Below are 23,226 nucleotides of genomic sequence, written 5' to 3' on the forward strand. Positions count from 1 at the left end.
CATGGAACTCAGCTTTTCCGACCTTCAGGCCTGCACCGTGCGCCCCGACGCGCCGCTGGTCATCGTCGATGTCGACGAGGTCCTCGCGCGCTTCATGCATGGCTTCGGAACATTCATCGGGCGCCACGGTTTCGAGCTGCGGATCGACCGCTTCGCCCTGTTCCAGAACATCTATCGCCCGGGCGAGACCGAGCACCTGGACCTGATCGCCGGCCGGGCCCTGTTCGACGACTTCTTCCGCGACGGGGCCGACGACCTGCTGCCGGCCGAGGGCGCGGCCGACGCCCTGGCCGACCTGTCGACCCGGGCCGACGTGGTGATCCTGACCAACGCCCCCGAGCACGGCCGTCAGGCGCGCGGCCGCTGGCTGAAGACCCACGGCTTCGACTATCCCCTGGTCATCAACAGCGGGCCCAAGGGCCCGTCGGCGGCGCACCTGGCCGAGCGCACGACCTCGCCGTCGGTGTTCGTCGACGACCTGCTGCCGCAGCTGGATTCGGTGGCGCAGAGCGCGCCGCGGGTGGGCCGCTTCCAGATGGTGGCCGACGAGCGCCTGCGCCCCCTGGCCCCTTCCGACCCCGAGCGGCATCCGCGGATCGACCTGTGGCCGGACCTGAAGGCGGCCATCGAGCGCAAGCTGTTCCCATGAGATCCCTCTGCCGCGACTGCCTGGCGACCGGCGAGGCCAAGGTCTCGCGCTGTCCGGCCTGCGGTTCGCCCCGCGTGGTGTTCCACGAGGAGCTGGGCCGACTGAGCATGGCCCACATGGACTGCGACGCCTTCTACGCCTCGGTCGAGAAGCGCGACGATCCGTCGCTGCGCGACAAGCCGGTGATCGTCGGCGGCGGCAAGCGCGGGGTGGTGACCACCGCCTGCTACATCGCCCGCATGAGCGGCCCGCGCTCGGCCATGCCGATGTACAAGGCGCTGAAGCTGTGCCCCGACGCGGTGGTCATCAAGCCCAACTTCGCCAAGTACAAGCACGAGAGCCGGCGGATCATGGCCAAGCTGGAGGCCCTGACGCCGCTGGTGCAGCCGCTGTCGCTGGACGAGGCCTGGATCGACCTGTCAGGCACCGAGCGCCTGCACGGCGCCCCGCCGGCGGTGATGCTGGCCCGGGTCCAGCGCGAAATCGAGGCCGAGGTCGGCATCACCGTCTCGATCGGCCTGGCCCCCAACAAGTTCCTGGCCAAGATCGCCTCGGAGCTGGACAAGCCCCGCGGCTTCTCGGTGATCGGAGCGGTCGGGATCGCCGAGTTCCTGGCCCCCCGGCCGGTGTCGATCCTGCCCGGGGTCGGTCCGGCCACGGTCACAGCCCTGGCCTCGGAGGGCCTGCGGACGGTAGGCGACATCGCCCGCGCCGACCTCAAATGGCTGGTCAAGGTGCTGGGTTCGGGGGGCCTGCGGCTGCACCACCTGGCCCATGGCCGCGACACCCGGGTCGTCGATCCCGACCAGGAACGCAAGACGATCAGCGCCGAGACCACGTTCAACGACGACCTCTACAAGGCCGAGGACCTGGAGGACGAGCTGTGGCCGCTGTGCGAGAAGGTCGCTCGCCAGGCCCGGGCCGGCGGCGTGGCCGGCCGGGTGGCGACCCTGAAGTTGCGCACGCCCGATTTCAGGATCCACACCCGCCGCCGCACCCTGGCCGTGCCGACCCAGACGGCCCGCACCCTGTTCCAGGTGGCGCGCGAGCTGCTGGCGGCCGAGCCGCGCGGCCTGCACTACCGCCTGATCGGCGCGGGCCTGACCGATTTCGTCCCCGCCGAGGGCGCGGCCGACGACTTCTTCGCCGGCGACGAGCGCAAGGCCCTGAAGAGCGAGACGGTGATCGACGGGCTGCGGGGGCGTTTCGGGGCGGGGGCGGTGGTGACGGGGCGGGCGTTGAAGGGGAAGTAACGGCTCACCCACTTGCCCCCACCTGACCGCTTCGCGGTCTGTCCGCCCCCATAGGGGGCGGAGCCTTCGCACGGAGCCTGCGACAGCGCTCTTCCCCCTCTGGGGGAAGACGACCGCGAAGCGGTCCGTAGGGGGCAAGTAGATCCCCCCACAAAGCTCTACATCAACGAACCCTTGCCGCTGGTCACCTCGGTATAGCGGTGCACGCGCACGGCCTGGACTAGGCCGAAGCCGATCATCACCGTCAGCATGACAGTGCCGCCGTACGACAGCATCGGCATCGGCACGCCCACCACCGGGGCCATGCCCATGACCATCGCGCCGTTGATCAGCACGTAGAGGGCGAAGGTCGCCGTCACCCCGGCGGCCGACAGGCGTCCGAAGTGGCTGTGGCTGATCGAGGCGATGCGCAGGGCCATGAAGATCGCCACGCCGTACAGGAACAGCACGCTGAGGCAGCCGACGAAGCCGAACTCCTCGGCCAGGGTGGCGAAGATGAAGTCGGTCTGTTTCTCGGGCAGGAAGTTCAGCTGGCTCTGCGAGCCCAGGCCCCAGCCCTTGCCCAGCAGCCCGCCCGAGCCCAGGGCGATCTTCGACTGCATGATGTGGTAGCCGTTGCCCGAAGGATCCTTCTCCGGATCCATGAAGGTCAGGATGCGGTTGCGCTGGTAATCGTGCAGCACGAAGAAGATGAACGGCGGCAGCGCGGCCAGAACGCCGACCGCCCCGACGACGATCAGCCTCAGCGACAGCCCCGCCAGCACCATCACCGCCAGGCCTGGCAGGGCGATCAGCATCGCCGTGCCCAGGTCGGGCTGATGGGCCACCAGCAGCACCGGCGCGCCGATCAGGGCGGCGGGGACCAGCAGCTTCCACGACAGCCGGGCGCTGTCGGCCGACAGGCCGTGATAGTAGCGGGCCAGGGCCAGGACCACGCCGATCTTCATGATCTCGGACGGCTGGAACCGCACCGGCCCCACGGCCAGCCAGCGCTGGGCGCCCAGCGAGGAGTCGCCGACCAGGGCGACGGCCACCAGCAACAGCAGGCCGACGCCATAGATCGGATAGGCCAGGCTGAACCAGACGCGCAGGTCGACCAGGGCCAGGACGATCATCAGGATGAAATAGATGCCGAACCGCAGCAGGTGCTTGTCGGCCCAGGGCTCCCACGAGCCGCCGGCGATCGAGAACAGCATCAGGGCGCCGGCCCCGGCGATCAGGGCCAGGACCAGACACAGAGTCCAGTCGATCTCCGAGAACTTGATGATCGGCCGGTCGCGTTCGCCAGGCCGGCTGAGGCCGCCGCTGAGGGTCATCGGGGAACTCCGGGGGCAGGAGGCGCGGGAACGGTCGGGGCGGCGGTCGTCGGCGCCGCGCCCAGAGTCGGGTCGTCGGGAGCGGCGCCCTCGACCGAGCCGTCGGGGGCGGCCTCGACAGGCTCCGCCGGCAGGGGCATGGGCCGTTCGATGCGGGCCCGGACCTCGGGGTCCTTCAGCAGGGCCACGCGCATCACCTCGCGGGCCCGCGGGGCGCCGGCGGTGGCGCCGCCCAGGCCGCCGTGCTCGACGATGACGACCACGGCGTAGCGCGGGTCGTCATAGGGGGCGAAGGCCACGAACAGGTTGTGGTCCTTCAGCTTCCAGGCGACGCTGTCGCTCTTGCGGTTGGCGACCTTGTCGTAGCTGCGCACCTGGGCGGTGCCGGTCTTGCCGGCCATCTTGACGTCGCCCAGGCCCAGCTGGCTCTGGCGATAGGCGGTGCCGCGCACGTCGTTGGCCACCGCCTCCATGCCGCCGCGCACATAAGCCAGGTGCTCCATCGAGAACGGCAGGTCGGGCACGGCCGCGCCGCTGGGCTGCTCGACCCCGCCCACCGACTTGATCAGCCGTGGATTGAGCGCCTTCTTGCCGTTGGCCAGGCGCGAGGTCATCACCGCCAGCTGCAGGGCGTTGACGCTCAGCGCCCCCTGCCCGATCCCGTAGCTGGGGGTCTCGCCCGGAAACCAGATTTGGTTGGCGGGATTCTTCTTGAAGGCCCGCTTCTTCCACTCGCGGTCGGGGACCAGGCCCTTCTTCTGGCCTGGAATGCCGATGTCGAAGGTGCTGCCGAACCCCATGGCCCGCGCGGCGCTGGCGATCGCGTCGGGTCCGATCTTCAGCGAGGTCTGGTAGAAATAGATGTCGCACGAGTTCTTGATCGCCTCGTGCAGGTTCTGCGAGCCGTGGCCGTTCTTCTGCCAGCAGCGCCAGGTGCGGCCGCCATAGTACCAGCTGCCGCCGCAGCTCACGCGGACCTCGGGATCGACGCCGGCGGTCAGGGCCGCCAGGCCGACGGTCGGCTTGAAGGTCGAACCCGGCGGGAAGGTGCCGTTCAGCACCTTGTCCAGCAGCGGCTTGCGCTCGTACTCGGCCAGGGCCTTGTACTCCGGCCCCGACAGGCCCTTGACGAAGCGGTTGGCGTCGAAGCTGGGGGCCGAGACCATGGCCAGCAGGTCGCCGTTGCGGATGTCCATGACCACGATGGCGCCGCTCTCGTCGCCCATCACTTCCAGGGCGCGGTTCTGGATATCGGCGTCTAGGGTCAGGCGCACTTCCTTGCCCGGGGTCGCGGGGATGTCGCCCTCGGGATCCAGGCGCACCACGCGGCCCTGGGCGTCGACCTCGGCCTTGGTGGCCCCCGGACGGCCGCGCAGGTCGCGGTCCAGGGATTTCTCGATGCCGGCCTTGCCGATCCGGAAGCCCGGATGGTGCAGCAGGTCCTGATCCTGGGTCGGGTCGTCCTTGGCCTTCTCCAGGTCGCGGTCCGAGACCTTTGCCACGTAGCCGATCACGTGGGCGAAAGCCCCGCCGAACGGATAGACCCGCACCTCGCCCATGTCGGCGGTGACGCCCGGCAGCTCCGGCGCGCGGATGTTGACGCGGGAGAACTCCTCCCAGGTCATGTCCTCCATCACCGCCACCGGGGCCTTCTTGGGGGCGCGGGCGATGTCCTTGAGCAGGCGGGCGCGGCGCGCGGCGTCGATCGGCACCAGCAGGGCCAGGTCGTCGAGGGCGGTCTCGACGTCGAAGTCCTTGGAATCCTTGCTGACCATCAGGCGGAAGTTCGGCCGGTTCGAGGCCAGGGCCACGCCGTTGCGGTCCAGGATCAGCCCACGCGGCGGCGGCGTCAGGCGGTAGTTGAACTGGTTGCCGGCCGAAAGCTTCTGGTAGCGCTGGGCCTCGACCAGTTGCAGCTGGGCCAGGCGACCGCCCAGGGCCAGCAGGCCGCCGCCGGCCAGGCCGCCCATCAGGAACGCGCGACGGTGGAACACCCCCTGCCGCTCGTTCACCTCGAAGAACATGATGGACGGTTCGCTCATGGCGTCACCGGAACCGAACGTCCGCGTCCTCGAACCGGTCGATCAGCCGGTGGGCGAACGGGAACAACAGGGTCGTCACCAGGAACTGCCAGAACACGGCCAGCAGGCTGGGCATGGCCAGGCTGTCGAGCATGCTGAACAGGAAGCCGGCGGCCATGGCCACGACGGTGACGCCGGCGAACCAGCCCCACATGATCGGCAGGCTCTGGCCGGTCATCATGCTGCGGCCGGCCAGGGCCGTGGCGTAGGCGACCAGCAGCGACAGACCCCACAGGCCGGTCGGACCGCCCCAGAACACGTCCAGGAACAGGCCCAGGGCCAGCAGGGCGAACGGGGCCAGGATCGACGGCCGGATCAGCGCCCAGGCGAAGGCCGGGACCATGGCGAACACCGGCTCGGGCAGCTGCAGCCCGAAGATGCGGATCGGCGCGGCGAAGACGACCGTCGCCAGCACGCACAGCACGGCGGGCACGCCCAGCCAGAGGCCGGGGTGCAGGGGCCGCGCGCCGCCCACGCTAGAGCTCCCCGCCGGTCCGCTGGGCCGCGGTCGGTCCAGAGGTCACGGGCTTGGTCGCGGCCGGCTTCGGCGTCGCGGGCTTCGGAGCGGTCGCGGCGGGCGGCCTGGCTGTCGCCGGCGTCGTGGCGGCCGGCTTGGGCTGGGTCGCGCCAGCGGCCGCCGGGGTGGCTTGCGCCGTCGGCGTCGCGCCAGGACCCGTCGGCGTCGCCCCCGCCGGTACGGGCGGCTTGGGCGTGGCGGCGACCGGGCCTAGAATCGAGACGTCGGGGTCCTCGGTGGTCACCGGCGGCAGGCTGCGAGTCAGCAGGGCCTTCTGGTCGGCCAGCTGGGCGAAGTCCTTGAACAGCAGGATACGGACATAGTCGATGGCGGCGTCGTCGGCGAACAGCACCACCCGCCAGCGCCCATCCAGGCCCTTGACGGCCGCGCCCACCGGCAGGCCGCGCGGCACCACGCCGCCGTCGCCAGAGGTGACGACCCGGTCGCCCTCCTTGATCGGATCGGCGCCGCGCAGATAGTCCAGCTTGGGATTGGGCCCGCCGTCGCCGGTCAGGATGGCGCGGGCGTTGGTGCGGTCGATCATCACCGGCGTGCGCGAGGCGATGTCGGTCAGCAGCAGCACCCGGCTGGCCCCGTTGGCGACGCCGACCACCCGGCCGACCAGGCCGCGCTCGTTCATCACGGGGTTGCCGACCGCCACGCCCTTTTCCGACCCGGAGTCGGCCAGGCGGGTATTGGCGAACGGCCCTCGGCTGTCGCTGACCACGCGGGCGGCGACCATCGGGATTGGCGGATCGGTGCGCAGGCCCAGCAGCGAGCGGTAGCTCTGGTTCTTGTCGACCTCGGCCAGGTACATGTCGCGATAGCCGCGCATCTCCTTCAACTCGGCCTTCAGCCGGCGGTTCTCGGACGCGGTGAAGAAGTAGCTGCTGACGAAGTCGACGCCCAGGCCGGTCCAGCGGCCCGGCGCGGCGATCACGCCGCTGACCGGCTTGGACACCGTGTCGACCGTCTGGCGGGTGACGCCATAGGCCTGCTGCTGCAGAGTCTCGCGGCGGTCGGCCAGCAGGAACGCGACGGCGATCACGACCGCGACGATCAACGCCACGGCCGCCGTCCAGGTAAGCGGCACTTTCAGGTCGCCGAGCGGACCTTCGCGAAAGGGCACGAACACGTTCTCCCGACGCCCCCCGAGGCGTCCGACTTAGATGAGACGCCCTCAGTCTTTTTCAAAAGAAAAAGACGTCGGATTGAAACCTGGAGCGCGATTTATCGCCGAACCGGCAGCCACTTCGGCGATCGCGCTCTAGGCGAGAGTCGATTCAAGAACGCCCTTCATCCACTTGGGATGCTCGAGCACCTTGCCGCAGCCCAGGGCCACGCACGACAGCGGGTCGTCGGCCACGGTGACCGGCAGGCCGGTGTGGTCGCGGATCTCGGCGTCGAGGCCGCGCAGCAGGGCGCCGCCGCCGGTCAGCATGATGCCCTTGTCGGCGATGTCCGACGCCAGTTCCGGCGGGGTGGCTTCCAGGGCGACCTTCACCGCCTCGACGATCTGGCCGACCGGTTCGGCCAGGGCGTCGGCGGCCTGCTTCTCGCTGATGCGCACTTCGCGCGGCACGCCCTGCATCAGGTCGCGGCCCTTGACGTCGATCGACAGGCCCTCGCCGTCGGCCGGGGCGCGGGCGGTGCCGATTTCCTTCTTGATCCGCTCGGCGGTGGTCTCGCCGATCAGCAGGTTATGGTGGCGACGCATGTAGCTGATGATCGCCTCGTCCATCTTGTCGCCGCCGACCCGGACCGAGCGCGAATAGACGATGCCCGACAGCGACAGCACGGCCACCTCGGTGGTGCCGCCGCCGATGTCGACGACCATCGAGCCGGTCGGCTCGTGGATCGGCAGGCCGGCGCCGATCGCCGCGGCCATCGGCTCGTCGATCAGGCCCACGCGGCGGGCGCCGGCGTTCAGGCAGGAATCGTTGATGGCCCGGCGCTCGACAGCGGTGGCCCCCGACGGCACGCAGACGATGACCTTGGGGTTCACGAAGCCCTTGCGGTTGTGAACCTTGCGGATGAAGTACTTGATCATCTCCTCGGCGACTTCGAAGTCGGCGATGACCCCGTCGCGCATCGGACGGATGGCTTCCATGTGGCCCGGCGTGCGGCCCAGCATCTGCTTGGCCTCGATCCCGACGGCGTGAACGATCTTCCGGCCGCCGACATTGCGCAGCGCCACCACCGACGGTTCATTCAGCACGATGCCCTTACCCTTTTGATAAATCAGGGTATTGGCGGTGCCGAGGTCGATGGCGATATCGCTGGAGATGGCGCCGAAAAGGGAAGAAAACATTGAAAGCCCTGACTGAGGGATAGGGGGGCGAAGGCGGCGGGTAGGCGAAACGGAGCCGTTTGCGTCGGTGAGCCGACGAAGGCGAAGGGGAAATACGGCTCCTACTTCAATTCCAAACGAGGACAACATGATTCCCGCGAAATGCGGGTTTTGTCCCTTTGACGAGCGCCTGCCGCACGACGGGAGCGCTGGCTCCCGCCGCGCCGTCGCCTGACTGCCACAAAGCTGCCGACGAAGCCCGTTTGCCCTGCGAAAGCGTTGAATTCAAGGTCTATTGCAGACCCCGCCTCACCTGTTTTCGCAGAACGGCGGCGTCGGGGGTTTCATCGCAGAAACATGGCCTTTTCTAGCCGAGCGCCGCCATGGCCACGCCGGCCGCCGCGATCAGGCCGAAGATCATCTGAACGGCGGTCAGCCTTTCCGCGAACAGGCGTCGTCCGGCGATGGCGGCGATCGGCGCCTCGACCACCCCGACCGCCCTCACCTGCCCCGCCGGGGCCAGGGCCAGGGCGATGAACCAGCCGGCCGAAGCCGCCGCGCCCCAGAAGCCCGCCCCCAGCGACGGTCGCCAGGCCTTGGCCACGGCGACCAGGGTCGCCCGGCTGGTGATCGCCAGGAACAGGGTCAAAGCCAAGGTCTGGACCGCCTGGACCACGATCAGGGTGAACACCGCCGCGAAGATCGGGTGGGCCGGCTCCAGGGCGTGGCCCGCCTGGCGGAAAGCATTCAGCGAGATGCCGAAGGCCAAGCCCGACAGCAGGCCGAACAGCCCGCCGCTGACCGGCTGGTCGCCCGACGCCCCGGTCCGGGGCCAGGTGACCACCAGCAGGGCGACGCTGGTCAGGGCCACGCCCGTCCAGCCGACGGCACTCAGCCGCTCGCCGTAGACCAGCCAGCCCAGCAGGGCGGCCAGGGGGATGGAGCTTTGCTGCACGGCCGTGGCCACGGCGAAGCCGGCGCGCTTCATGGCGGTCAGCAGGGCGGCCGTGGCGCCGATCTGGGCCGCGCCGCCCAGCAGGGCCGGAATCCAGAACGCCACGTCGGCCCGCGGATGCTCTCCCCGGGTCAGGGTGAACGCGACGCCGACGAACACCGCCGTGAACGGCAGGCCGAACAGGAACCGCACCAGGGTCGCGCCCCAGGGCCCCGTGCCGCCCATCACCGAGCGCTGGGCGGCGTTGCGGGCCACCTGGGCGAACGAGGCGGCGATGGTGATGGGGATCCAGATCATGGCCGTCTCGCCGCGATGACCAGGCCCGACGCCCAGTCCAGGGCGACCGTCGCCAGGTCGGGATGGGATTTCAGACGCGTGACCAGGGCGTCGACGCGAGGCTGGTGGCCGGGCGGCCAGTTGGGCTGGGGCGACATGTCGTCGACCACATAGAGCCCGCCCGGGCCCAGCAGCGCCAGGGTCTCGTCCAGGCCCTCGTACTTGCCCGGCCAGGCGTCGGCGAAGATCAGGTCGAACGAGGCCGGCCGCTGGGCGCGAACATAGTCCAGGCCGTCCTCGATAACGAAGGTGACGCGCGGGTCGCCGGCGAGCACGGCGCGCGCCACCGCCTGGACACCCATGTCGGTGTCGATGCTGACCAGACTGGCGTCAGGCGCCATGCCGTCCAGCAGCCAGGCCGTGGCCAAGCCCGTGCCGGTGCCCAGTTCCAGAAATCGTCCGCCGGCCTTCGTGGCCGCCAGCAGACGCAGCATGGCGCCGGTTCCGGCTTCGGAGGGCATGTCGAACCCCAGGACGCGGCTACGGGCGTCGATCTCGCGCCAGGTCGCGGGTGTCGTGGCGGTGTTGTCGTCGAACATCGGCTCGTCCTTATGCCCCCCTTATGCGGGCGGCGGGTTTCCGAATGGAGGTCTTAGGCCGCTCGGGCGCACACCCTGGTCGTCGGTCCGTCCGGTGACGGATCCGACCAGAACGAGGTCTCGACCATGTCGTCCCATCCTCTCCGTCAGGCCGCGCGGTTCCTGCTCGGCGTCCCAACCGACGGGATCCCGCAAGCGCTCGGGCGGATGCTCGCCCTGGCCCAGGCCACGCCGCTGTGTTTCGTGGCGGTGACCGGGCCGGACGCCGGCGAGGCGATGAGCGTGCTGTGGCGACGCGGCTACGACCGGGTGGAAGCGGCCCGCCGGGCCACCTGCCGGGCCGCCGACGAGCAGAGCGACGTGCTGCTGATCGTGGGCTGCCCGACCGCGGCCGACGCGCGCGCCGCGGCGGCCTCGACGATGGCCATGCTCCGCCCGGGCGGGGCGATGGTCATCGACGCCGGCGCGGTCCTGGACCAGGCGGCGCGCCGGGCGCTGTGCGAGGAGCTGCGGGCCCTGGGGCTGGAGGTGGAGGCCCAGGCGCACCTGTCGGCGGAACTGCTGGCGACGCGGCCTTTCAGCAAGCGAGCGGCGGCTTAGGGTTGGATTGGGGACAGGCACACGTGCCTATCCCCGTCCGTTACAAACCCTAGAACCCGCTGGCGATCGCCGCTTCGGGCCGGCTCTTTTCCTTGCGCGCCATGAGGTTGTTCAGGGCGTTGACATAGGCCTTGGCCGAGGCGGTCAGGGTGTCGGTGTCGGCGGCCTGGCCGGTGGCGATGCGGCCGTCCTCCTCAAGGCGGACCGAAACCTGGGCCTGGGCGTCGGTGCCCTCGGTCACCGCGTGGACCTGGAACAGCCGCAGGGCAGCCTCGTGCGGCACGATCTGCTGGATGGCGTTGAAGACGGCGTCCACCGGACCGTCGCCCGAGGCCTCGGAGGTCTTGATCTCGCCGTCGACTTCCAGGGTCAGCTCGGCCGACTGGCCGTCGGTGCCGGCCACCACGCGCAGACGCTGGACGCGGATGCGCTCCGACCCGCGGGCCAGGGCGTCGTCGACCAGGGCGATGATGTCGTCATCATAGACGTGCTTCTTGCGGTCGGCCAGGTCCTTGAAGCGGCCGAAGGCCTCCTTCAGGGCGTTCTGGCCCAGCTCGTAGCCCAGGTCCTTCAGCTTGGCGCGGAAGGCGTGGCTGCCCGAGTGCTTGCCCATGACCAGGCTGGACGGCGCCTGGCCGACCGATTCCGGGGTCATGATCTCGTAGGTCTCGCGGTTCTTCAGCATCCCGTCCTGGTGGATGCCGCTTTCATGCGCGAAGGCGTTCTTGCCGACGATGGCCTTGTTGTACTGCACCGGGAAGCCGGTGATGGCCGAGACGTAGCGGCTGGCCCGGGTGATGTGGGTGGTGTCGATCTTGGTCTCGAAGGGCAGCTTGTCGCCGCGCACCTTCAGGGCCATCACGATCTCTTCCAGCGCCGCGTTGCCGGCCCGCTCGCCCAGGCCGTTGATCGCGCACTCGATCTGGCGCGCCCCGCCCTGCACCCCGGCCAGGCTGTTGGCCACGGCCAGGCCCAGGTCGTTGTGGCAGTGGGTCGAGAAGATCACCTTGTCGGCGCCCTCGACGTTCTGGGTCATCCAGCTGAACAGGTCGGCATATTCGGACGGATAGGTGTAGCCGACGGTGTCGGGCAGGTTGATCGTCGTGGCGCCGGCCTTGATGGCGGTCTCGATGGCCCGGCGCAGGAACTGGCGGTCGCTGCGGGTGGCGTCCTCGGCCGACCATTCGACGTCGTCGCGCAGGTTGCGGGCGTGGCCGACCGAGCGGGCGATCACGTCGATGACGGCGTCCGGCTCCATCTGCAGCTTGTGCTTCATGTGCAGGTCGCTGGTGGCGATGACCACGTGGATGCGGCCGCGCTGCGTGCCCTTCAGGGCCTCGGCGCAACGGTCGATGTCGACCTGGTGCGCGCGGCACAGGCCGGCGATGGTGGAGTTCTTGACGATCTTGGCGATCTCGCGGACCGCCTCGAAGTCGCCGTTCGAGGCGATCGGGAAGCCGGCCTCGATGACGTCGACCCCCATCTCCTCGAGGATCTTGGCCAGTTCCAGCTTTTCGTCGTGCGACATCGAGGCGCCGGGCGACTGCTCGCCGTCGCGCATGGTGGTGTCGAAAATGACGACGTTGTCGCGCTTGTCGAAGGCGCCGGCGGATACGCCAGAAGAAGGGGGGGTCATGGGTCTACTCGTCGGAAGGTGTCTGCGTGGGGCCAGGTCTGACCTTTGGGGCGGCGGGTTCAGTCATCCCCTGCGCGCCCGGCCACGACGAAGCGCGGCCCCTAGAGCGCCCAGGGGGTGGTAAGCCGAAGCGAAAGCAGTTGGCGCGCGACGTTCATGAGTTGCTTTCTACACAGCGACCCAAAAGCCAGCAAGCATTTTGCGCGGATCGCGCTATTGGCCGCACGCGAAGCAAGTTTCGACCAGGAGCACCCCTCGGTTGAGAGGAGTCGTGCGAAGGCGCGGCCGATCGGCGCGTCAAACGACCCGTCGAACGCGTTCAGGCGATCCGAACCGGCCCCGCCTACTCCGCCGTCTCACGCTTCTTCAGCCAGTTGCGGGCCACCAGGCCGGCGGCGATCCAGACCAGCACGGCCACCACCAGCATGACGATGTGCCGCTGGCCGCCGCCCTTCAGCGCCTGGACGATCGAGTTGCCGGCGAAGGCGGTCAGGGCGATCTTCGGGATGATGCCGACCGCCGTGCCGGCCGTGAAGTCGAGCAGCCTCATCGGCGTGACGCCGGCCGCCATGTTGACGACGATGAACGGCGCCGAGGGCACCAGCCGGACGATCAGGCTGGCCAGGAAGCCGTTCTTGCCGATCAGCTTCATGAACTTGGCCACGCCGTCGCCGGCCAGGTCCTGCAGCAGCCGGCCGCCGAACGTCCGTCCCAGCCAGAACCCGACCAGGGACGAGACCAGGGTGCCGATCCAGCTGTAGGCGAAGCCGGTCCACGGCCCGAAGGCGACCACCGCCGCGGCGATCAGCACGAACTGCGGCACGCCGATGAAGGCCAGGACCGCGAAGGCGCCGACCGCGACCGGCAGGGCCCAGGGCCCGTGCGCGGCGCTCAGCCACTGCTCGACCGTGACCTCGCCGTTCAGCCCCAGCATCTGGGCCCCGAACAGGAAGACCACGCCCACGCCGCCGAACAGCACGAACGACACCGCGACCGTCCGCCAGGCCCGGGCGTCCATGTTGGTGAAGAAGTGGATCAGGCGACGAAGCATCCGCCTGCCTCGCCCATGCCCAGGGCGCGGTCAAGAGCCTGGCCGAGCGCGGTCCGGACGCAAGTCGCCCGGCGATCGCTCATTTTATTGTCAAGCTTCGCAAGGTATGGCGCGGCGGCAGGGTTAAGATTCCCCAAATACGACATTTCCGTTGCGAACCCGTCGTAACAGGCGGCTAAGTTATCCACAGGCCTCCGGTTGTGGCGGAAGGCGTTGGGGAGAGTGTCGGACGTGAAGACCCTGGCTGTCATTTCGCGCAAGGGCGGAGCCGGCAAGACGACTCTGGCGATCAACCTGACCCTGAGCGCCCACCTGGCGGGGTGGAAGACCCTGCTGGCCGATCTCGATCCGCAGCGCTCGGCCTCCGACGCCCTACGGGCGCGCGGCGGGGCCGGCCCCACCCTGGCCGAGATCAATGCCGGCAAGCTGTTCCAGGCCCGTTCGCAAGCGGTGCACGACGGCTATGACGTGATGCTGATCGACACGCCGGCCGCGCCGGACGCCGACGTGGCCGTGGCGGTCAATTCCGCCGACCTGTGCGTGCTGGTCTGCCGCCCCACCTTCCTGGACATCGCCTCGGTGGCGCGCTCGGCCGAGATGGTCCGGCGGCTGGGCAAGGCCGGACTGATCGTGCTGAACCAGGCGCCGTCCAAGCGCGGCGGCGTCGAACCCGCCAGCGTGCAGCAGGCCATCGAGGCGCTGCGGTTCTGCGGCCTGCCGATCGCACCGGTCGGCCTGCGCTCGCGGGCCATCTACCAGCAGGCGATCGCCCGCGGCCTGTCGGTCGGCGAATGGGACGCCCAGGCCCCGGCCGCCCAGGAGATCGAGCGCCTGTGGAGCCATGTCGCCGCCCTGCTGGCCCTGGACGGCCGCGGCCGCGACGTCCGCGCCGGCTGAGCCCATCGCCGCGACGCGGTTTCTCCAGGTTACGCAGCGGCTTGCCAGGAAAACTGACTCCGCCGTCAAATACCCCGCAGGTTGAAGGTTCTGTTCATACCTTGGCCATAACAGTGTTCCACCTTGGGAAACCTTGCGGCCGCGGGAACCGGCCGTTCGGTCTGGGCGAAGAGTGCACGTCGTGAAGACAATTACTGTGCTTTCCCGGAAGGGCGGATCGGGCAAGACGACCCTGGCCGTGAACCTGGCGCTGATGGCCTTCCTGCGAGGCCACAAGGTGCTGCTGGCCGATATCGACCCGCAGCGGTCCGCGTCGGACGCCCTGCGGGCCCGCGGCGAGCCTGGACCCGTCCTGGCCGACATCAACGCCGGCAAGCTGTTCATGACCCAGTCCAACGCGATGCGGGACTGCTTCGACTATCTGTTCGTCGACACCCCGGCCATGCCCGAGGCGGATGTCGCCCAGGCGGTGAACATCGCCGACGTCTGCCTGGTGGCGGGCCGGCCCTCGTTCCTCGACCTGGCCCCGATCGTCCGCACGGCCGAAGCCGTCCGCCGCCTGGGCAAGGGCGGCATGGTGGTTCTGAACCAGGCCCACACCAGCCGGTCGGACGTCGCCCCGGTGGCCTTCCCCGACATCATGGAGGCCCTGCGGTTCTGCGGCCTGCCGCTGGCGCCGCACGGCCTGCGCTCGCGCGAGGCCTTCCAGAAGGCGATGGCGCGGGGCCTCTGCGTCGCCGAGTTCGAGCCGGGCGGCCCGGCCGCCCGCGACCTGGAGCGCCTGTGGGCCCATGTCGAGGCTGGACTGGACGGCCTCGGGCGCGGCTTGGGCCAAACGCCGATGAAGACCGCCCTCACCGCCTGACCCGGCTTTCGCCCGGAGCCGACGCCGACTAGGTTCGCCGCTCCAGCGGCGGAGCCTCGTGCATGAAACTTCTCGGCGTCTCCGGCAGCCTGCGGGCCGCCTCGTTCAACACCGCCCTGCTGCGCGCCGCCCAGGAGTGCGCGCCGCAGGGCGTGACGATCGAGATCTTTCGCCTGCACGACCTGCCGCTGTTCAACCAGGACGTCGAGGACCAGGGCGATCCGGAGCCGGTCACGGCCTGGAAGGACGCCGTCCGCGGCGCCGACGCCCTGCTGCTGGCCTGTCCCGAATACAATGGCGGGGTCACCGGCGTGCTGAAGAACGCCATCGACTGGGCCTCGCGCGGCAGCCCCTCGGCGCTGTCGGGCAAGACCGCCTGCATCCTCGGCGCCTCGCCCGGCGTCACCGGCACGGTCCGCGCCCAGGACGCCCTGCGCCAGTCGCTGCGCAAGGTCTCGGCGGAATACTGGCCGCTCAGCGAGATGCTGGTTGGCCAGGCCCACACCAAGATCGAGAACGGCCAGGTGATCGACGAGAAGACCCTGGCCTATCTGGGCAGGCACCTGGAAGCGTTCATCGAGCACATGCGTGAGAAAGCCTAGCCGACAGGTCCGCCGTCGCGTTTCGGGCGATTTGCGACCTTGAACACAGTAACGACGCCGATCATCAGGCCGGCCCCAATCGCGACGAGCCCGCCGGAGACGGCCAAGTACGCCGCATGGTCAGGCAGTTCGGCGCGATGCGGCCACACAGACAGAAAACCCGCGATCCCGAGCGCGATAGCCACCGCGGCCAGCCGAAACAGCCAATAGAGCGGACCACCGCGGATCGCCGGGCTTGTCTCGGCCTTCTTCAGGTTCGGCGCGATGACGTGCTTTGCATAATACCGCGCCGCGTATCCCGTCGCGACGGAGGCGACGATGAGCGCGGCGCTGCCCAGAATGGGATTTTCGATGCTGTAGGCGTAGACGCCCGCCGCCAGGCTGACGGGGAGGCCCAGGATCGCGAAGAGATATCCAAACCGTTGCATGGTCCTTCTTGTCTTCCGTCCGTCACCAGCGTCCAGAATGTCCTACTTCGCCATCGACGGGTCGTAGTTCGGGCCGAAATCCAGCACGAACAGCGGACCCAGCACCACGGTCTGCTTGGCGCCGCCCAGCTGGAGGCTGACCCCGGCCGCGCCCTTCTCGGCGTCCATGCCGGCCCGGCCGCTGAAGGTGTACATCTTCCAATCGCCGCCGATGGTCCCGACCTGGCCGTTGACGATCCCGCTCCACGGCGCTGTCGACTGATGGACCCCCACCGAACTGAGCGTCGCCGTCGCCGGCCCGCCGTCGACCGGTTCGGCCTTGGCCCAGAAGGCGACAGTGATGATGTCGCCCTTGGCGATCTTTCCGTCGACGCCCTGGCCGGCGGCGTTGGCCCAGGGCTGGTCGGGCGTCGGCGCCGTGACCTGGACCCGCACCGCGGCCCCGCCGGTCACCGCCTTGTCCTTGACCGGCGCGTTGCTCTGGCCTGGCCCATAGACGTTCCAGGCTACGGACGGCTTGTTGATCGCGTATTTCATGACGCCCGCGGCGGCCGGTTCGGCGGCCTTGGCGGTCATCGGCGCGGCGGCGGACAGGCCAAGCGCGGCCACGGCGGCCAGGATGGCGATCTTGCTCATGGTTTCCCCCTTCAAGAGACGTCGTTACGTCGATCGTCCGCCATCGGCGGCCGATATGGTCGTTCCTCCGGGGCCGCCTTTCACGCGGCGGCTCTCGTCTTTACGATGATAGCGGTACCGCTCCCCTTCCGTCCGCGCAAGAACCCCGTGGCTCGTGGCCTTTGTTGCGTTGCACCGGGGCAAGCACGGGCGTAAAGACCGCCGCAATCCTGAAACCGGTCTTTCGAGTCCACGTCCTCCCAGGGGAGTCCTGAACCATGTCGCTCGAGTCCGCCGCCCTGCGGCGCATCGCCCCGTCCGCCACCATCGCGATCAGCGCCAAGGCGCGCGCCCTGAAAGCGGCCGGCCGGGACGTGATCGCCCTCTCCGCCGGCGAACCGGACTTCGACACCCCCGACAACATCAAGGACGCCGCCATCGCCGCCATCAAGGCCGGCAAGACCAAGTACACCGACCCCGACGGCATGCCCGAGCTGAAGGCCGCCATCTGCGCCAAGTTCAAGCGCGAGAACGGCCTGGACTACAAGCCGAGCCAGGTCCATGTCGCCCCGGGCGGCAAGCCGGTGATCTACAACGCCCTGGTCGCCACCCTGAATCCCGGCGACGAGGTGATCATCCCCGCGCCGTACTGGGTGTCGTATCCCGACATGGTGCTCCTGGCTGGGGGCGCCCCGGTGTCGGTCGAGACCACCGCCGAAAGCGGCTTCAAGATCACGCCGGCCGCCCTGGAAGCGGCGATCACGCCAAAGTCCAAGTGGCTGATTATCAACAGCCCGTCCAACCCGTCGGGCGGCGCCTATACCCGCGCCGAGTTGCAGGCCATCGCCGACGTCCTGCTGCGCCACCCGCAGGTCTGGGTGCTGACCGACGACATGTACGAGCACCTGGTGTTCGACGATTTCGAGTTCACCACCATCGCCCAGGTCGAGCCCCGGCTCTACGACCGCACCCTGACGATGAACGGCGTGTCGAAGGCCTACGCCATGACCGGCTGGCGGATCGGCTATGCGGCCGGGCCCGAGCCGCTGATCAAGGCCATGGCCAAGATGATCAGCCAGACCACCTCCAACCCCTCGTCCATCTCGCAATGGGCGGCGGTCGAGGCCTTGAACGGGACCCAGGACTTCATCAAGCCCAACGCCAAGCTGTTCCAGGAGCGCCGCGACCTTGTGGTGTCGATGCTGAACCAGGCTTCCGGCCTGCAGTGCCCGACGCCGGAAGGGGCGTTCTACGTCTATCCGTCCTGCGCCGGCCTGATCGGCAAGACCGCGCCCTCGGGCAAGGTCATCGAGACCGACGAGGACTTCGCCGGCGAGCTGCTGGAGGCCGAGGGGGTGGCCGTGGTGCACGGCGCGGCGTTCGGCTTATCGCCGTTCTTCCGCATCAGCTACGCCACCGCCAACGACGTGCTGGAGGACGCCTGCCAGCGCATCCAGCGCTTCTGCGCCAGCGTCAAATAGCCTTTCTTCCCGGCTTTGGCCGTCATTCTGGCCCTTTTGGCGAGGATGACGGCTGTAAGTCGGCCGCGAACCGCGCTACGGCTCCTTTTCGCCGCGTCCCGCGGCCAGGAGATCGTCATGGCCCGCACCCCGAACTATTCCTTCGAACGCCAGGAACGCGAACGCCTGAAGGCCCAGAAGGCCGCGCAGAAGGCCGCTGAAAAGGCCGCCGCCAAGCAGGCGGCCGAAGACGCCGCGCCACCCAAACCCCCAACCGACGATCAGTGAAAGACGGCGCATGCCCAGCTCGACGAGCTTCAACCACGAAACCGTGTCCTTGGACGGCGAGCACTTCTCCGACTGCGAGTTCCGCGACTGCCGCCTGACCTTCGCCGGCGGCCAGGCTCCGGTGTTCAAGAACTGCAAGATCGTCGACTGCGAGTGGAAATTCGAGGGCGCCGCCGAGCAGACCCTGGCGCACCTGAAGGCCGTGTGGAACGCCGGCGGCAAGGCCCCGGTCCAGGCGCTGATCAAGGAAATCACCGGCGGCGGCCGCTGATCCTCTCGGAGCCTTGTGCGCCGCGCCGGGTTAGTACCTTGGGGCGCAAGGCACGGGATTGAAGGATCGGCCCATGCGCGACGCCAAGGACTGCCTCGCCCGAGCCAGCGAGATGGAGCGACGCGCCGGGGCCTGCGGCCCGGGAAGTCTCGCGATGGAACTGCTGTCGATGGCCCAGACCTGGCGTTATCTGGCGCAACAGGCCCTGTGGCAGGACGCATTCGTCGCTCAGACGCTTCAGGACTCCGACCTGAAATAGGCCTAAGGTCGAGCTATCGGCGCCCATCCGTCGCCGTCCGCGAGCGTCCCTGCGCCTAGGATCGGGTTCCAAATTGCCCATGAAGCGTCCGATCCCGGGGATTGAAGACGCGCAGACACTGGCCCAGGCGATCGTGGACACCATCCACGAGCCATTGCTGGTGCTCGACTCCGCGTTTTCCGTGCTGGCCGCCAGCCGATCGTTCTACGAGACCTTCAAGGTCGACCCCGAGCACACCGTGGGCTGCCTGCTCTACGCCCTGGGCGACGGGCAGTGGGACATCCCGGCTCTGCGCGAGCTGCTGGAAACCATCATTCCCGAGCGGGTGGCCATGAACGGCTTCGAGGTCAATCACGACTTCCCCGGCCTGGGCCGGCGGATCATGCTGCTGAACGCCCGCAAGGTGATCTACGAGACCAGCGCCAACTCGACGATCCTGCTGGCCTTCACCGACATCACGGCGCGCCGGGCGATCGAACGCGAAAAAGAGAGCCTGCTCGCCCGCACGCGCGACCTGTTGTACCAGAAGGAGGTGCTGTTGCAGGAGATGCAGCACCGGGTCGCCAACAGCCTGCAGATCATCGCCAGCATCCTGATGCTCAAGGCCCGGGCCGTCACCTCCGACGAAACCCGCTTTCACCTGAAGGACGCCCATCAGCGGGTGATCTCCGTGGCCGAGGTGCAGTCGCACCTGCACGCCTCGGGCGGCGTCGACCAGATCGAGGTCGGGCCCTATCTGACGAAGCTGTGCGCCAGCCTTGCGGCCTCGATGATCGGCGACAGCCAGCCGATCGCCCTGAAGGTCGTCGCCGACCATGGCGCGATCGGTTCGGACAAGGCCGTCAGCATCGGCCTGATCGTCACCGAACTGCTGATCAACGCCGTCAAATACGCGTTCCCGGTGTTCAAGGACGACGCCCGCATCACGGTGACCTTCGCCAGCGACGACCAGGCCTGGACGTTGACGGTCGGCGACAACGGCGTCGGCAAGGCCGCAAAACCGGCCCCGACCAGGGCTGGCGGCCTGGGCACGGTGATTGTCGACGCGCTGGTTAAGCAATTGGACGGTCACATGACGGTGGCTTCCACCGGCGGCATGACGGTGACGATCCGGCACGCCCATGTCGGGGCGTCGACTCCCGTCGCAGCCTGAGGCGGCGCGGTTCTGGCCGCGACATTCCGCGCGACTGCACGCTTCGTCCGGAGCGTGCTAGGTCAGGCCTGGGGCGTCTGATTCTCGGGAGCGCGCATGCGCATTTCCGGCCGCATGGCCTTGGCTCCGGCGTTCGCCGGCTTGCTTTTCCTCGCCCTGGCGCCCGCCGCCCAAGCCGCTCGTCTCGACGACGCCGTCCTGGACGAGCTGAACTTCGCCCGGGCCCGTCCGGCGCAATATGCCGACGAACTGCGCCGCGAGCTGAACCGCAGCGATGACCCCGCCGCCGTCGAGGAGGCGATCGACTTCCTGGAGCGCCAGGCCTCGCTGCCGCCCCTGGGGCCGGATCGACGCGTCGCCGCCGCGGCGCGCCAGCACGCCCAGGCCCAGGGCCCGCGCGGCGACGTCGGCCACGGCCCGGCCGGCTCGCTGGGCCAGCGGCTGCGCGGCCAGGGCGTTTGGGCCGGCCTCTCGGCCGAGAACATCTCCTACGGTTTCGAGGATCCTCGCGACATCGTCCGCCAGCTGATCGTCGACAGCGGCGTTCCCGGCCGGGGCCATCGCCGCAATATCTTCGGCGCGGGCTACCAGCTGGCCGGCGTGGCCTGCGGCCCGCACCGCGCCTACGGCTACATGTGCGTGATCGACTTCGCCGGGGCCCTGCCCCCGCGCTAGCCGTCGATCCAGTCGGTCAGGCCTTCGCGGGCGTGGACCTCGCGCAGCGAGGGCATGGCCCGCATCCGGGCCAGGTAGCGGGCGATGTTGGGCCAGGCCGTGGCTTGCCGGGGCAGGTTGCGCGACCAGCGCATCAGCATGGTCGCCAGGAAGTCCACCGCCGACAGCCGCTCGCCCAGCATGTAGGGGCCCTTGGCCGCCAGCTGCGCGTCGACGCGGTCCCAGACCGCCTCGACCCGCGCTCGCGCCGCCGCCTGGGCGGCCTCGGCGTTGGCCTCGCCGGCCGGCTCGTGCGGATAGTACCAGGCGCGGAAGCTGGGCAGCAGGGCGTTGGCCAGATAGACCATCCACTGGAAATAGGCCGCGCGCTCCGGCGTCCCGGCCGCCGGCGCCAGGCCCTTGTCGGCGTGGCGTTCGGCCAGCAGCATCAGGATCGCCGCGCTCTCCAGCACCGGCGCGCCGTCGACGATCAGGGTGGGCACCACGCCGCTCGGATTGAGCTTCAGATAATCGGGGGTCCTGTTGGCGCCGGTCGCGATGTCGGTCAGGACCAGCTCGAACGGCGCGCCGATCTCGATCAGCATCCAGTGCACCGCCAGGCTGGCCGTGCTGGGGCTGTAATAAAGCTGGTACATGCGAAGGATCCCTCACCCGTTGGCGGGCGAGGGATCGATCAGCACGGCGGAGCTGTCAATCGCCCCGCGAGCGGCGTCAGTGCTTTTCGCGCCAGCGCGCCTTGGCGTCGTCCTTGGTCAGGGTCAGGTGCACGCCGTCGTCATCGACATGATCGACCCAGGTGATCGGGATCAAGTGGTGCTTGAAGCCGCCGCCCAAGTCCAGCTTGGCCAGTTCGATCTCGCCGCCGACCACGTGGTCGACCCGGCCGACATGGCCGCCGTCCGAGCCGACCACTTCCAGATGTTCGCGGATTTGCGAGGCGTCGATCATGGTGTTCCTCCTTTGATGGACGTTCGGCAAGGCAAACGGCCGGGGCTGCGGCGCAGTTTCCTGATGGGCTTGCGAGCCGACGATGTTCGCTTTATGTTCCATCCAAGGTTGCGACTTTGCGGAGGTCGCGTTCCTGGCTATCACTCGGCGACCGCCGCAGGGGAGACACCGATGATCCGATCGCTCGCCGCCGTCCTGGCCCTGCTGACCGGCGCCGTCGCCACGGCGGGAACGGCATGGGCCCAGGCGGAAGCCCCGCCCGCGGCCGTCGCCCAGCCGGTTGCCGAGGCGACGACGCCGGCCCCCTCGCCCGCCCCGCCCCCCACGCCGCCGCCCAGGGTCGACGCGGCGTTCGCCGACGACGGCGTCACCATCACCGACGGCGGCAAGAGCGTCCTGTTCTACCGCACCGCCCCGGCCGACCCGCGCGAGGCCGGCCGGCTGAACTATGTTCACCCGATCTGGGCGCCCGACGGCACGGTGCTGACCGAGGATCGCCCGGCCGACCACCTGCACCAGCGCGGGGCGTTCTGGAGCTGGCACCAGGTGCTCGTCGACGGCAAGAACCTCGCCGACGGCTGGTTCATGAAGGGCTTGACCTTCCATGTCCGCGAGAAGCGCTTCAAGGGCGACAGCGCCGGCGGCGGAACCCTGGTGGTCAACGCCGACTGGATCGTCAATTCGACGCCCGAGGTGACCTATGTGGCGCGCGAGACCACCAAGGTCCGCGTCTATCCGCTGAAGGCCGGCGCGCGGCGCATCGACTTCGACACGGCGATCACCGCCCGGTCCGACACCCTGGCCCTGGGCGGCAGCGACGACGCCAAGGGCTATGGCGGCTTCTCCGTGCGGCTGGTCAGGCCCGACCGCCTGACCTTCGGCTCCGGCGGCAAGGCCGTGACCCCGGCCGTCGGCCCGGTCGAGGCCGGCAGGGCCATGGGCTTCGCCTGGACGCCGGGCGACGGCTCTCCCGCCTGGACCGTGGGCCTGGCCTGCAAGGCCAACGGCGCGCCGATCACCCGCTGGATCCTGCGCCGGGAACTGTCGATGCAGAACTGCGTCTTTCCCGGACGGGCGCCGTTCGTGCTGAAGAAGGGCGAGACCCTGCGCCTGCAGTCGACGCTGATCCTGCGGCCGGCGACGCCCGCCCCCGCTGGACCGAAGAAGAAGGGCTAGGCCATGGCCGAGATCCTCAACCTGAATCAGGCCCGCAAGGCCAGGGCCAAGACCGACGCCAAGACCAAGGCCGCCGAGAACCGCGCCAGGTTCGGCCGCACCAAGGCCGACAAGGCCCTGGACGCGGCTCGGGTCGACAAGCTGCAACGCGACCTGGACGGCGCTAAGCGCGAGGACTGAAACGGCCGGCCAGATCAGAGCCATCCCCTGAAACCTCGGCTCCCGGCCAGTTCGCTCATCCACGGGGCATTTTTGATCAAAGGCGCGCTAGGGCCAGCGCCTTGAATGCTCCCGAAGGGCGAACACCAAGGTCTTCTCAACCTGCGCCAATCCGCCACACACGGCGTTAGCCTTTTCGCCGCGTCA

General features: G+C 69.2%; 27 protein-coding genes. 14 read left to right on the forward strand and 13 right to left on the reverse strand.

The features are described 5' to 3' along the window. Window position 1 precedes the first annotated feature (1 nt). Window positions 2–649: a hypothetical protein gene (locus J2X41_RS19010; protein WP_310084352.1), complete on the forward strand. Its 648-nt coding sequence runs from the start codon at window positions 2–4 to the stop codon at window positions 647–649. Continuing rightward, window positions 646–1,902 carry a DNA polymerase IV gene (locus J2X41_RS19015; RefSeq protein WP_310084356.1) on the forward strand — a complete coding sequence of 419 codons (1,257 nt, stop codon included), beginning with the start codon at window positions 646–648 and terminating at the stop codon, window positions 1,900–1,902. Before J2X41_RS19010 ends, J2X41_RS19015 begins: the two co-directional genes overlap by 4 nt. A gap of 158 nt (window positions 1,903–2,060) precedes the next feature. Here the strand turns inward: J2X41_RS19015 and rodA are convergent, their stop codons facing one another. The 7 genes from rodA to J2X41_RS19050 form a co-directional block, all read right to left on the reverse strand. Continuing rightward, window positions 2,061–3,218, reverse strand: a complete 1,158-nt coding sequence (gene rodA / locus J2X41_RS19020) for a rod shape-determining protein RodA (protein WP_310084358.1) — start codon at window positions 3,216–3,218, stop codon at window positions 2,061–2,063. Beyond that, a complete protein-coding gene (mrdA, locus tag J2X41_RS19025; RefSeq protein WP_310084361.1) occupies window positions 3,215–5,260 on the reverse strand; it encodes a penicillin-binding protein 2 in 2,046 nt (681 codons plus the stop codon). The genes rodA and mrdA overlap by 4 nt, the downstream gene beginning before the upstream one ends. Window positions 5,261–5,264: 4 nt before the next feature. Then, complete coding sequence (locus tag J2X41_RS19030) at window positions 5,265–5,816, reverse strand: hypothetical protein (RefSeq protein WP_310084709.1); 552 nt, start codon at window positions 5,814–5,816, stop codon at window positions 5,265–5,267. After that, the gene (mreC, locus tag J2X41_RS19035; protein ID WP_310084364.1) at window positions 5,776–6,945 is read right to left on the reverse strand and encodes a rod shape-determining protein MreC; all 1,170 of its coding nucleotides are present in this window, start codon (window positions 6,943–6,945) and stop codon (window positions 5,776–5,778) included. The genes J2X41_RS19030 and mreC overlap by 41 nt, the downstream gene beginning before the upstream one ends. Before the next feature lie 138 nt (window positions 6,946–7,083). After that, on the reverse strand, window positions 7,084–8,127 hold the full coding sequence (locus tag J2X41_RS19040) for a rod shape-determining protein (protein WP_310084367.1): 1,044 nt from the start codon (window positions 8,125–8,127) through the stop codon (window positions 7,084–7,086). A gap of 346 nt (window positions 8,128–8,473) precedes the next feature. After that, the gene (locus J2X41_RS19045; protein WP_310084370.1) at window positions 8,474–9,358 is read right to left on the reverse strand and encodes an EamA/RhaT family transporter; all 885 of its coding nucleotides are present in this window, start codon (window positions 9,356–9,358) and stop codon (window positions 8,474–8,476) included. Further along, window positions 9,355–9,936, reverse strand: coding sequence for a class I SAM-dependent methyltransferase (locus J2X41_RS19050; protein ID WP_310084373.1), 582 nt, complete (start codon window positions 9,934–9,936; stop codon window positions 9,355–9,357). Before J2X41_RS19050 ends, J2X41_RS19045 begins: the two co-directional genes overlap by 4 nt. Window positions 9,937–10,062: 126 nt before the next feature. Here J2X41_RS19050 and J2X41_RS19055 point away from each other — a divergent pair, with 126 nt between their 5' ends. Beyond that, window positions 10,063–10,536 carry a hypothetical protein gene (locus J2X41_RS19055; RefSeq protein WP_310084376.1) on the forward strand — a complete coding sequence of 158 codons (474 nt, stop codon included), beginning with the start codon at window positions 10,063–10,065 and terminating at the stop codon, window positions 10,534–10,536. A gap of 49 nt (window positions 10,537–10,585) precedes the next feature. On the opposite strand, the gene J2X41_RS19060 is transcribed toward J2X41_RS19055, so the two are convergent. Both J2X41_RS19060 and J2X41_RS19065 read right to left on the reverse strand, forming a co-directional pair. Next, on the reverse strand, window positions 10,586–12,172 hold the full coding sequence (locus J2X41_RS19060) for a 2-isopropylmalate synthase (protein WP_310084379.1): 1,587 nt from the start codon (window positions 12,170–12,172) through the stop codon (window positions 10,586–10,588). 343 nt (window positions 12,173–12,515) lie between these two features. Next, window positions 12,516–13,223, reverse strand: coding sequence for a TVP38/TMEM64 family protein (locus J2X41_RS19065; protein WP_310084382.1), 708 nt, complete (start codon window positions 13,221–13,223; stop codon window positions 12,516–12,518). A gap of 231 nt (window positions 13,224–13,454) precedes the next feature. Here J2X41_RS19065 and J2X41_RS19070 point away from each other — a divergent pair, with 231 nt between their 5' ends. From J2X41_RS19070 to J2X41_RS19080, 3 genes are all read left to right on the forward strand, one after another. Next, the gene (locus J2X41_RS19070; protein WP_310084385.1) at window positions 13,455–14,120 is read left to right on the forward strand and encodes a ParA family protein; all 666 of its coding nucleotides are present in this window, start codon (window positions 13,455–13,457) and stop codon (window positions 14,118–14,120) included. A 181-nt stretch (window positions 14,121–14,301) separates the two neighbouring features. Beyond that, the gene (locus tag J2X41_RS19075; protein WP_310084388.1) at window positions 14,302–14,985 is read left to right on the forward strand and encodes an AAA family ATPase; all 684 of its coding nucleotides are present in this window, start codon (window positions 14,302–14,304) and stop codon (window positions 14,983–14,985) included. A gap of 62 nt (window positions 14,986–15,047) precedes the next feature. Continuing rightward, entirely contained in the window at window positions 15,048–15,587 is a 540-nt protein-coding gene (locus tag J2X41_RS19080; RefSeq protein ID WP_310084391.1) for an NADPH-dependent FMN reductase, read from the forward strand. Here the strand turns inward: J2X41_RS19080 and J2X41_RS19085 are convergent. Beyond that, window positions 15,584–16,015, reverse strand: coding sequence for a hypothetical protein (locus J2X41_RS19085; protein ID WP_310084393.1), 432 nt, complete (start codon window positions 16,013–16,015; stop codon window positions 15,584–15,586). The genes J2X41_RS19080 and J2X41_RS19085 overlap by 4 nt on opposite strands. Window positions 16,016–16,057: 42 nt before the next feature. Continuing rightward, on the reverse strand, window positions 16,058–16,651 hold the full coding sequence (locus J2X41_RS19090; protein WP_310084396.1) for a hypothetical protein: 594 nt from the start codon (window positions 16,649–16,651) through the stop codon (window positions 16,058–16,060). Between the two features lie 257 nt (window positions 16,652–16,908). Here J2X41_RS19090 and J2X41_RS19095 point away from each other — a divergent pair, with 257 nt between their 5' ends. The 6 genes from J2X41_RS19095 to J2X41_RS19120 all read left to right on the forward strand — a co-directional run bounded on the left by J2X41_RS19095 (window position 16,909) and on the right by J2X41_RS19120 (window position 20,736). Continuing rightward, window positions 16,909–18,111 (forward strand): pyridoxal phosphate-dependent aminotransferase, encoded by a 1,203-nt coding sequence (locus tag J2X41_RS19095; RefSeq protein ID WP_310084398.1) that lies wholly within the window; start codon window positions 16,909–16,911, stop codon window positions 18,109–18,111. Between the two features lie 117 nt (window positions 18,112–18,228). Beyond that, complete coding sequence (locus tag J2X41_RS19100) at window positions 18,229–18,378, forward strand: hypothetical protein (protein WP_099052419.1); 150 nt, start codon at window positions 18,229–18,231, stop codon at window positions 18,376–18,378. Between the two features lie 10 nt (window positions 18,379–18,388). After that, entirely contained in the window at window positions 18,389–18,649 is a 261-nt protein-coding gene (locus J2X41_RS19105) for a hypothetical protein (RefSeq protein ID WP_310084404.1), read from the forward strand. A 73-nt stretch (window positions 18,650–18,722) separates the two neighbouring features. Then, window positions 18,723–18,908 carry a hypothetical protein gene (locus J2X41_RS19110; RefSeq protein ID WP_310084407.1) on the forward strand — a complete coding sequence of 62 codons (186 nt, stop codon included), beginning with the start codon at window positions 18,723–18,725 and terminating at the stop codon, window positions 18,906–18,908. A 79-nt stretch (window positions 18,909–18,987) separates the two neighbouring features. Continuing rightward, complete coding sequence (locus J2X41_RS19115) at window positions 18,988–20,061, forward strand: histidine kinase dimerization/phosphoacceptor domain -containing protein (protein WP_310084409.1); 1,074 nt, start codon at window positions 18,988–18,990, stop codon at window positions 20,059–20,061. 96 nt (window positions 20,062–20,157) lie between these two features. Next, the gene (locus tag J2X41_RS19120; RefSeq protein ID WP_310084412.1) at window positions 20,158–20,736 is read left to right on the forward strand and encodes a CAP domain-containing protein; all 579 of its coding nucleotides are present in this window, start codon (window positions 20,158–20,160) and stop codon (window positions 20,734–20,736) included. Here the strand turns inward: J2X41_RS19120 and J2X41_RS19125 are convergent. Both J2X41_RS19125 and J2X41_RS19130 read right to left on the reverse strand, forming a co-directional pair. Continuing rightward, complete coding sequence (locus tag J2X41_RS19125; RefSeq protein WP_310084415.1) at window positions 20,733–21,371, reverse strand: glutathione S-transferase family protein; 639 nt, start codon at window positions 21,369–21,371, stop codon at window positions 20,733–20,735. The genes J2X41_RS19120 and J2X41_RS19125 overlap by 4 nt on opposite strands. A gap of 76 nt (window positions 21,372–21,447) precedes the next feature. After that, complete coding sequence (locus tag J2X41_RS19130; protein ID WP_310084418.1) at window positions 21,448–21,684, reverse strand: DUF2171 domain-containing protein; 237 nt, start codon at window positions 21,682–21,684, stop codon at window positions 21,448–21,450. Between the two features lie 171 nt (window positions 21,685–21,855). Between J2X41_RS19130 and J2X41_RS19135 the strand changes: the two genes are divergently transcribed. Both J2X41_RS19135 and J2X41_RS19140 read left to right on the forward strand, forming a co-directional pair. Continuing rightward, the gene (locus J2X41_RS19135) at window positions 21,856–22,860 is read left to right on the forward strand and encodes a DUF6807 family protein (protein WP_310084420.1); all 1,005 of its coding nucleotides are present in this window, start codon (window positions 21,856–21,858) and stop codon (window positions 22,858–22,860) included. Between the two features lie 3 nt (window positions 22,861–22,863). Further along, window positions 22,864–23,040 carry a DUF4169 family protein gene (locus J2X41_RS19140; protein ID WP_310084423.1) on the forward strand — a complete coding sequence of 59 codons (177 nt, stop codon included), beginning with the start codon at window positions 22,864–22,866 and terminating at the stop codon, window positions 23,038–23,040. Window positions 23,041–23,226 lie beyond the last annotated feature (186 nt).

This window comes from Caulobacter sp. BE254 (genome assembly GCF_031457295.1).
Lineage (GTDB): Bacteria > Pseudomonadota > Alphaproteobacteria > Caulobacterales > Caulobacteraceae > Caulobacter.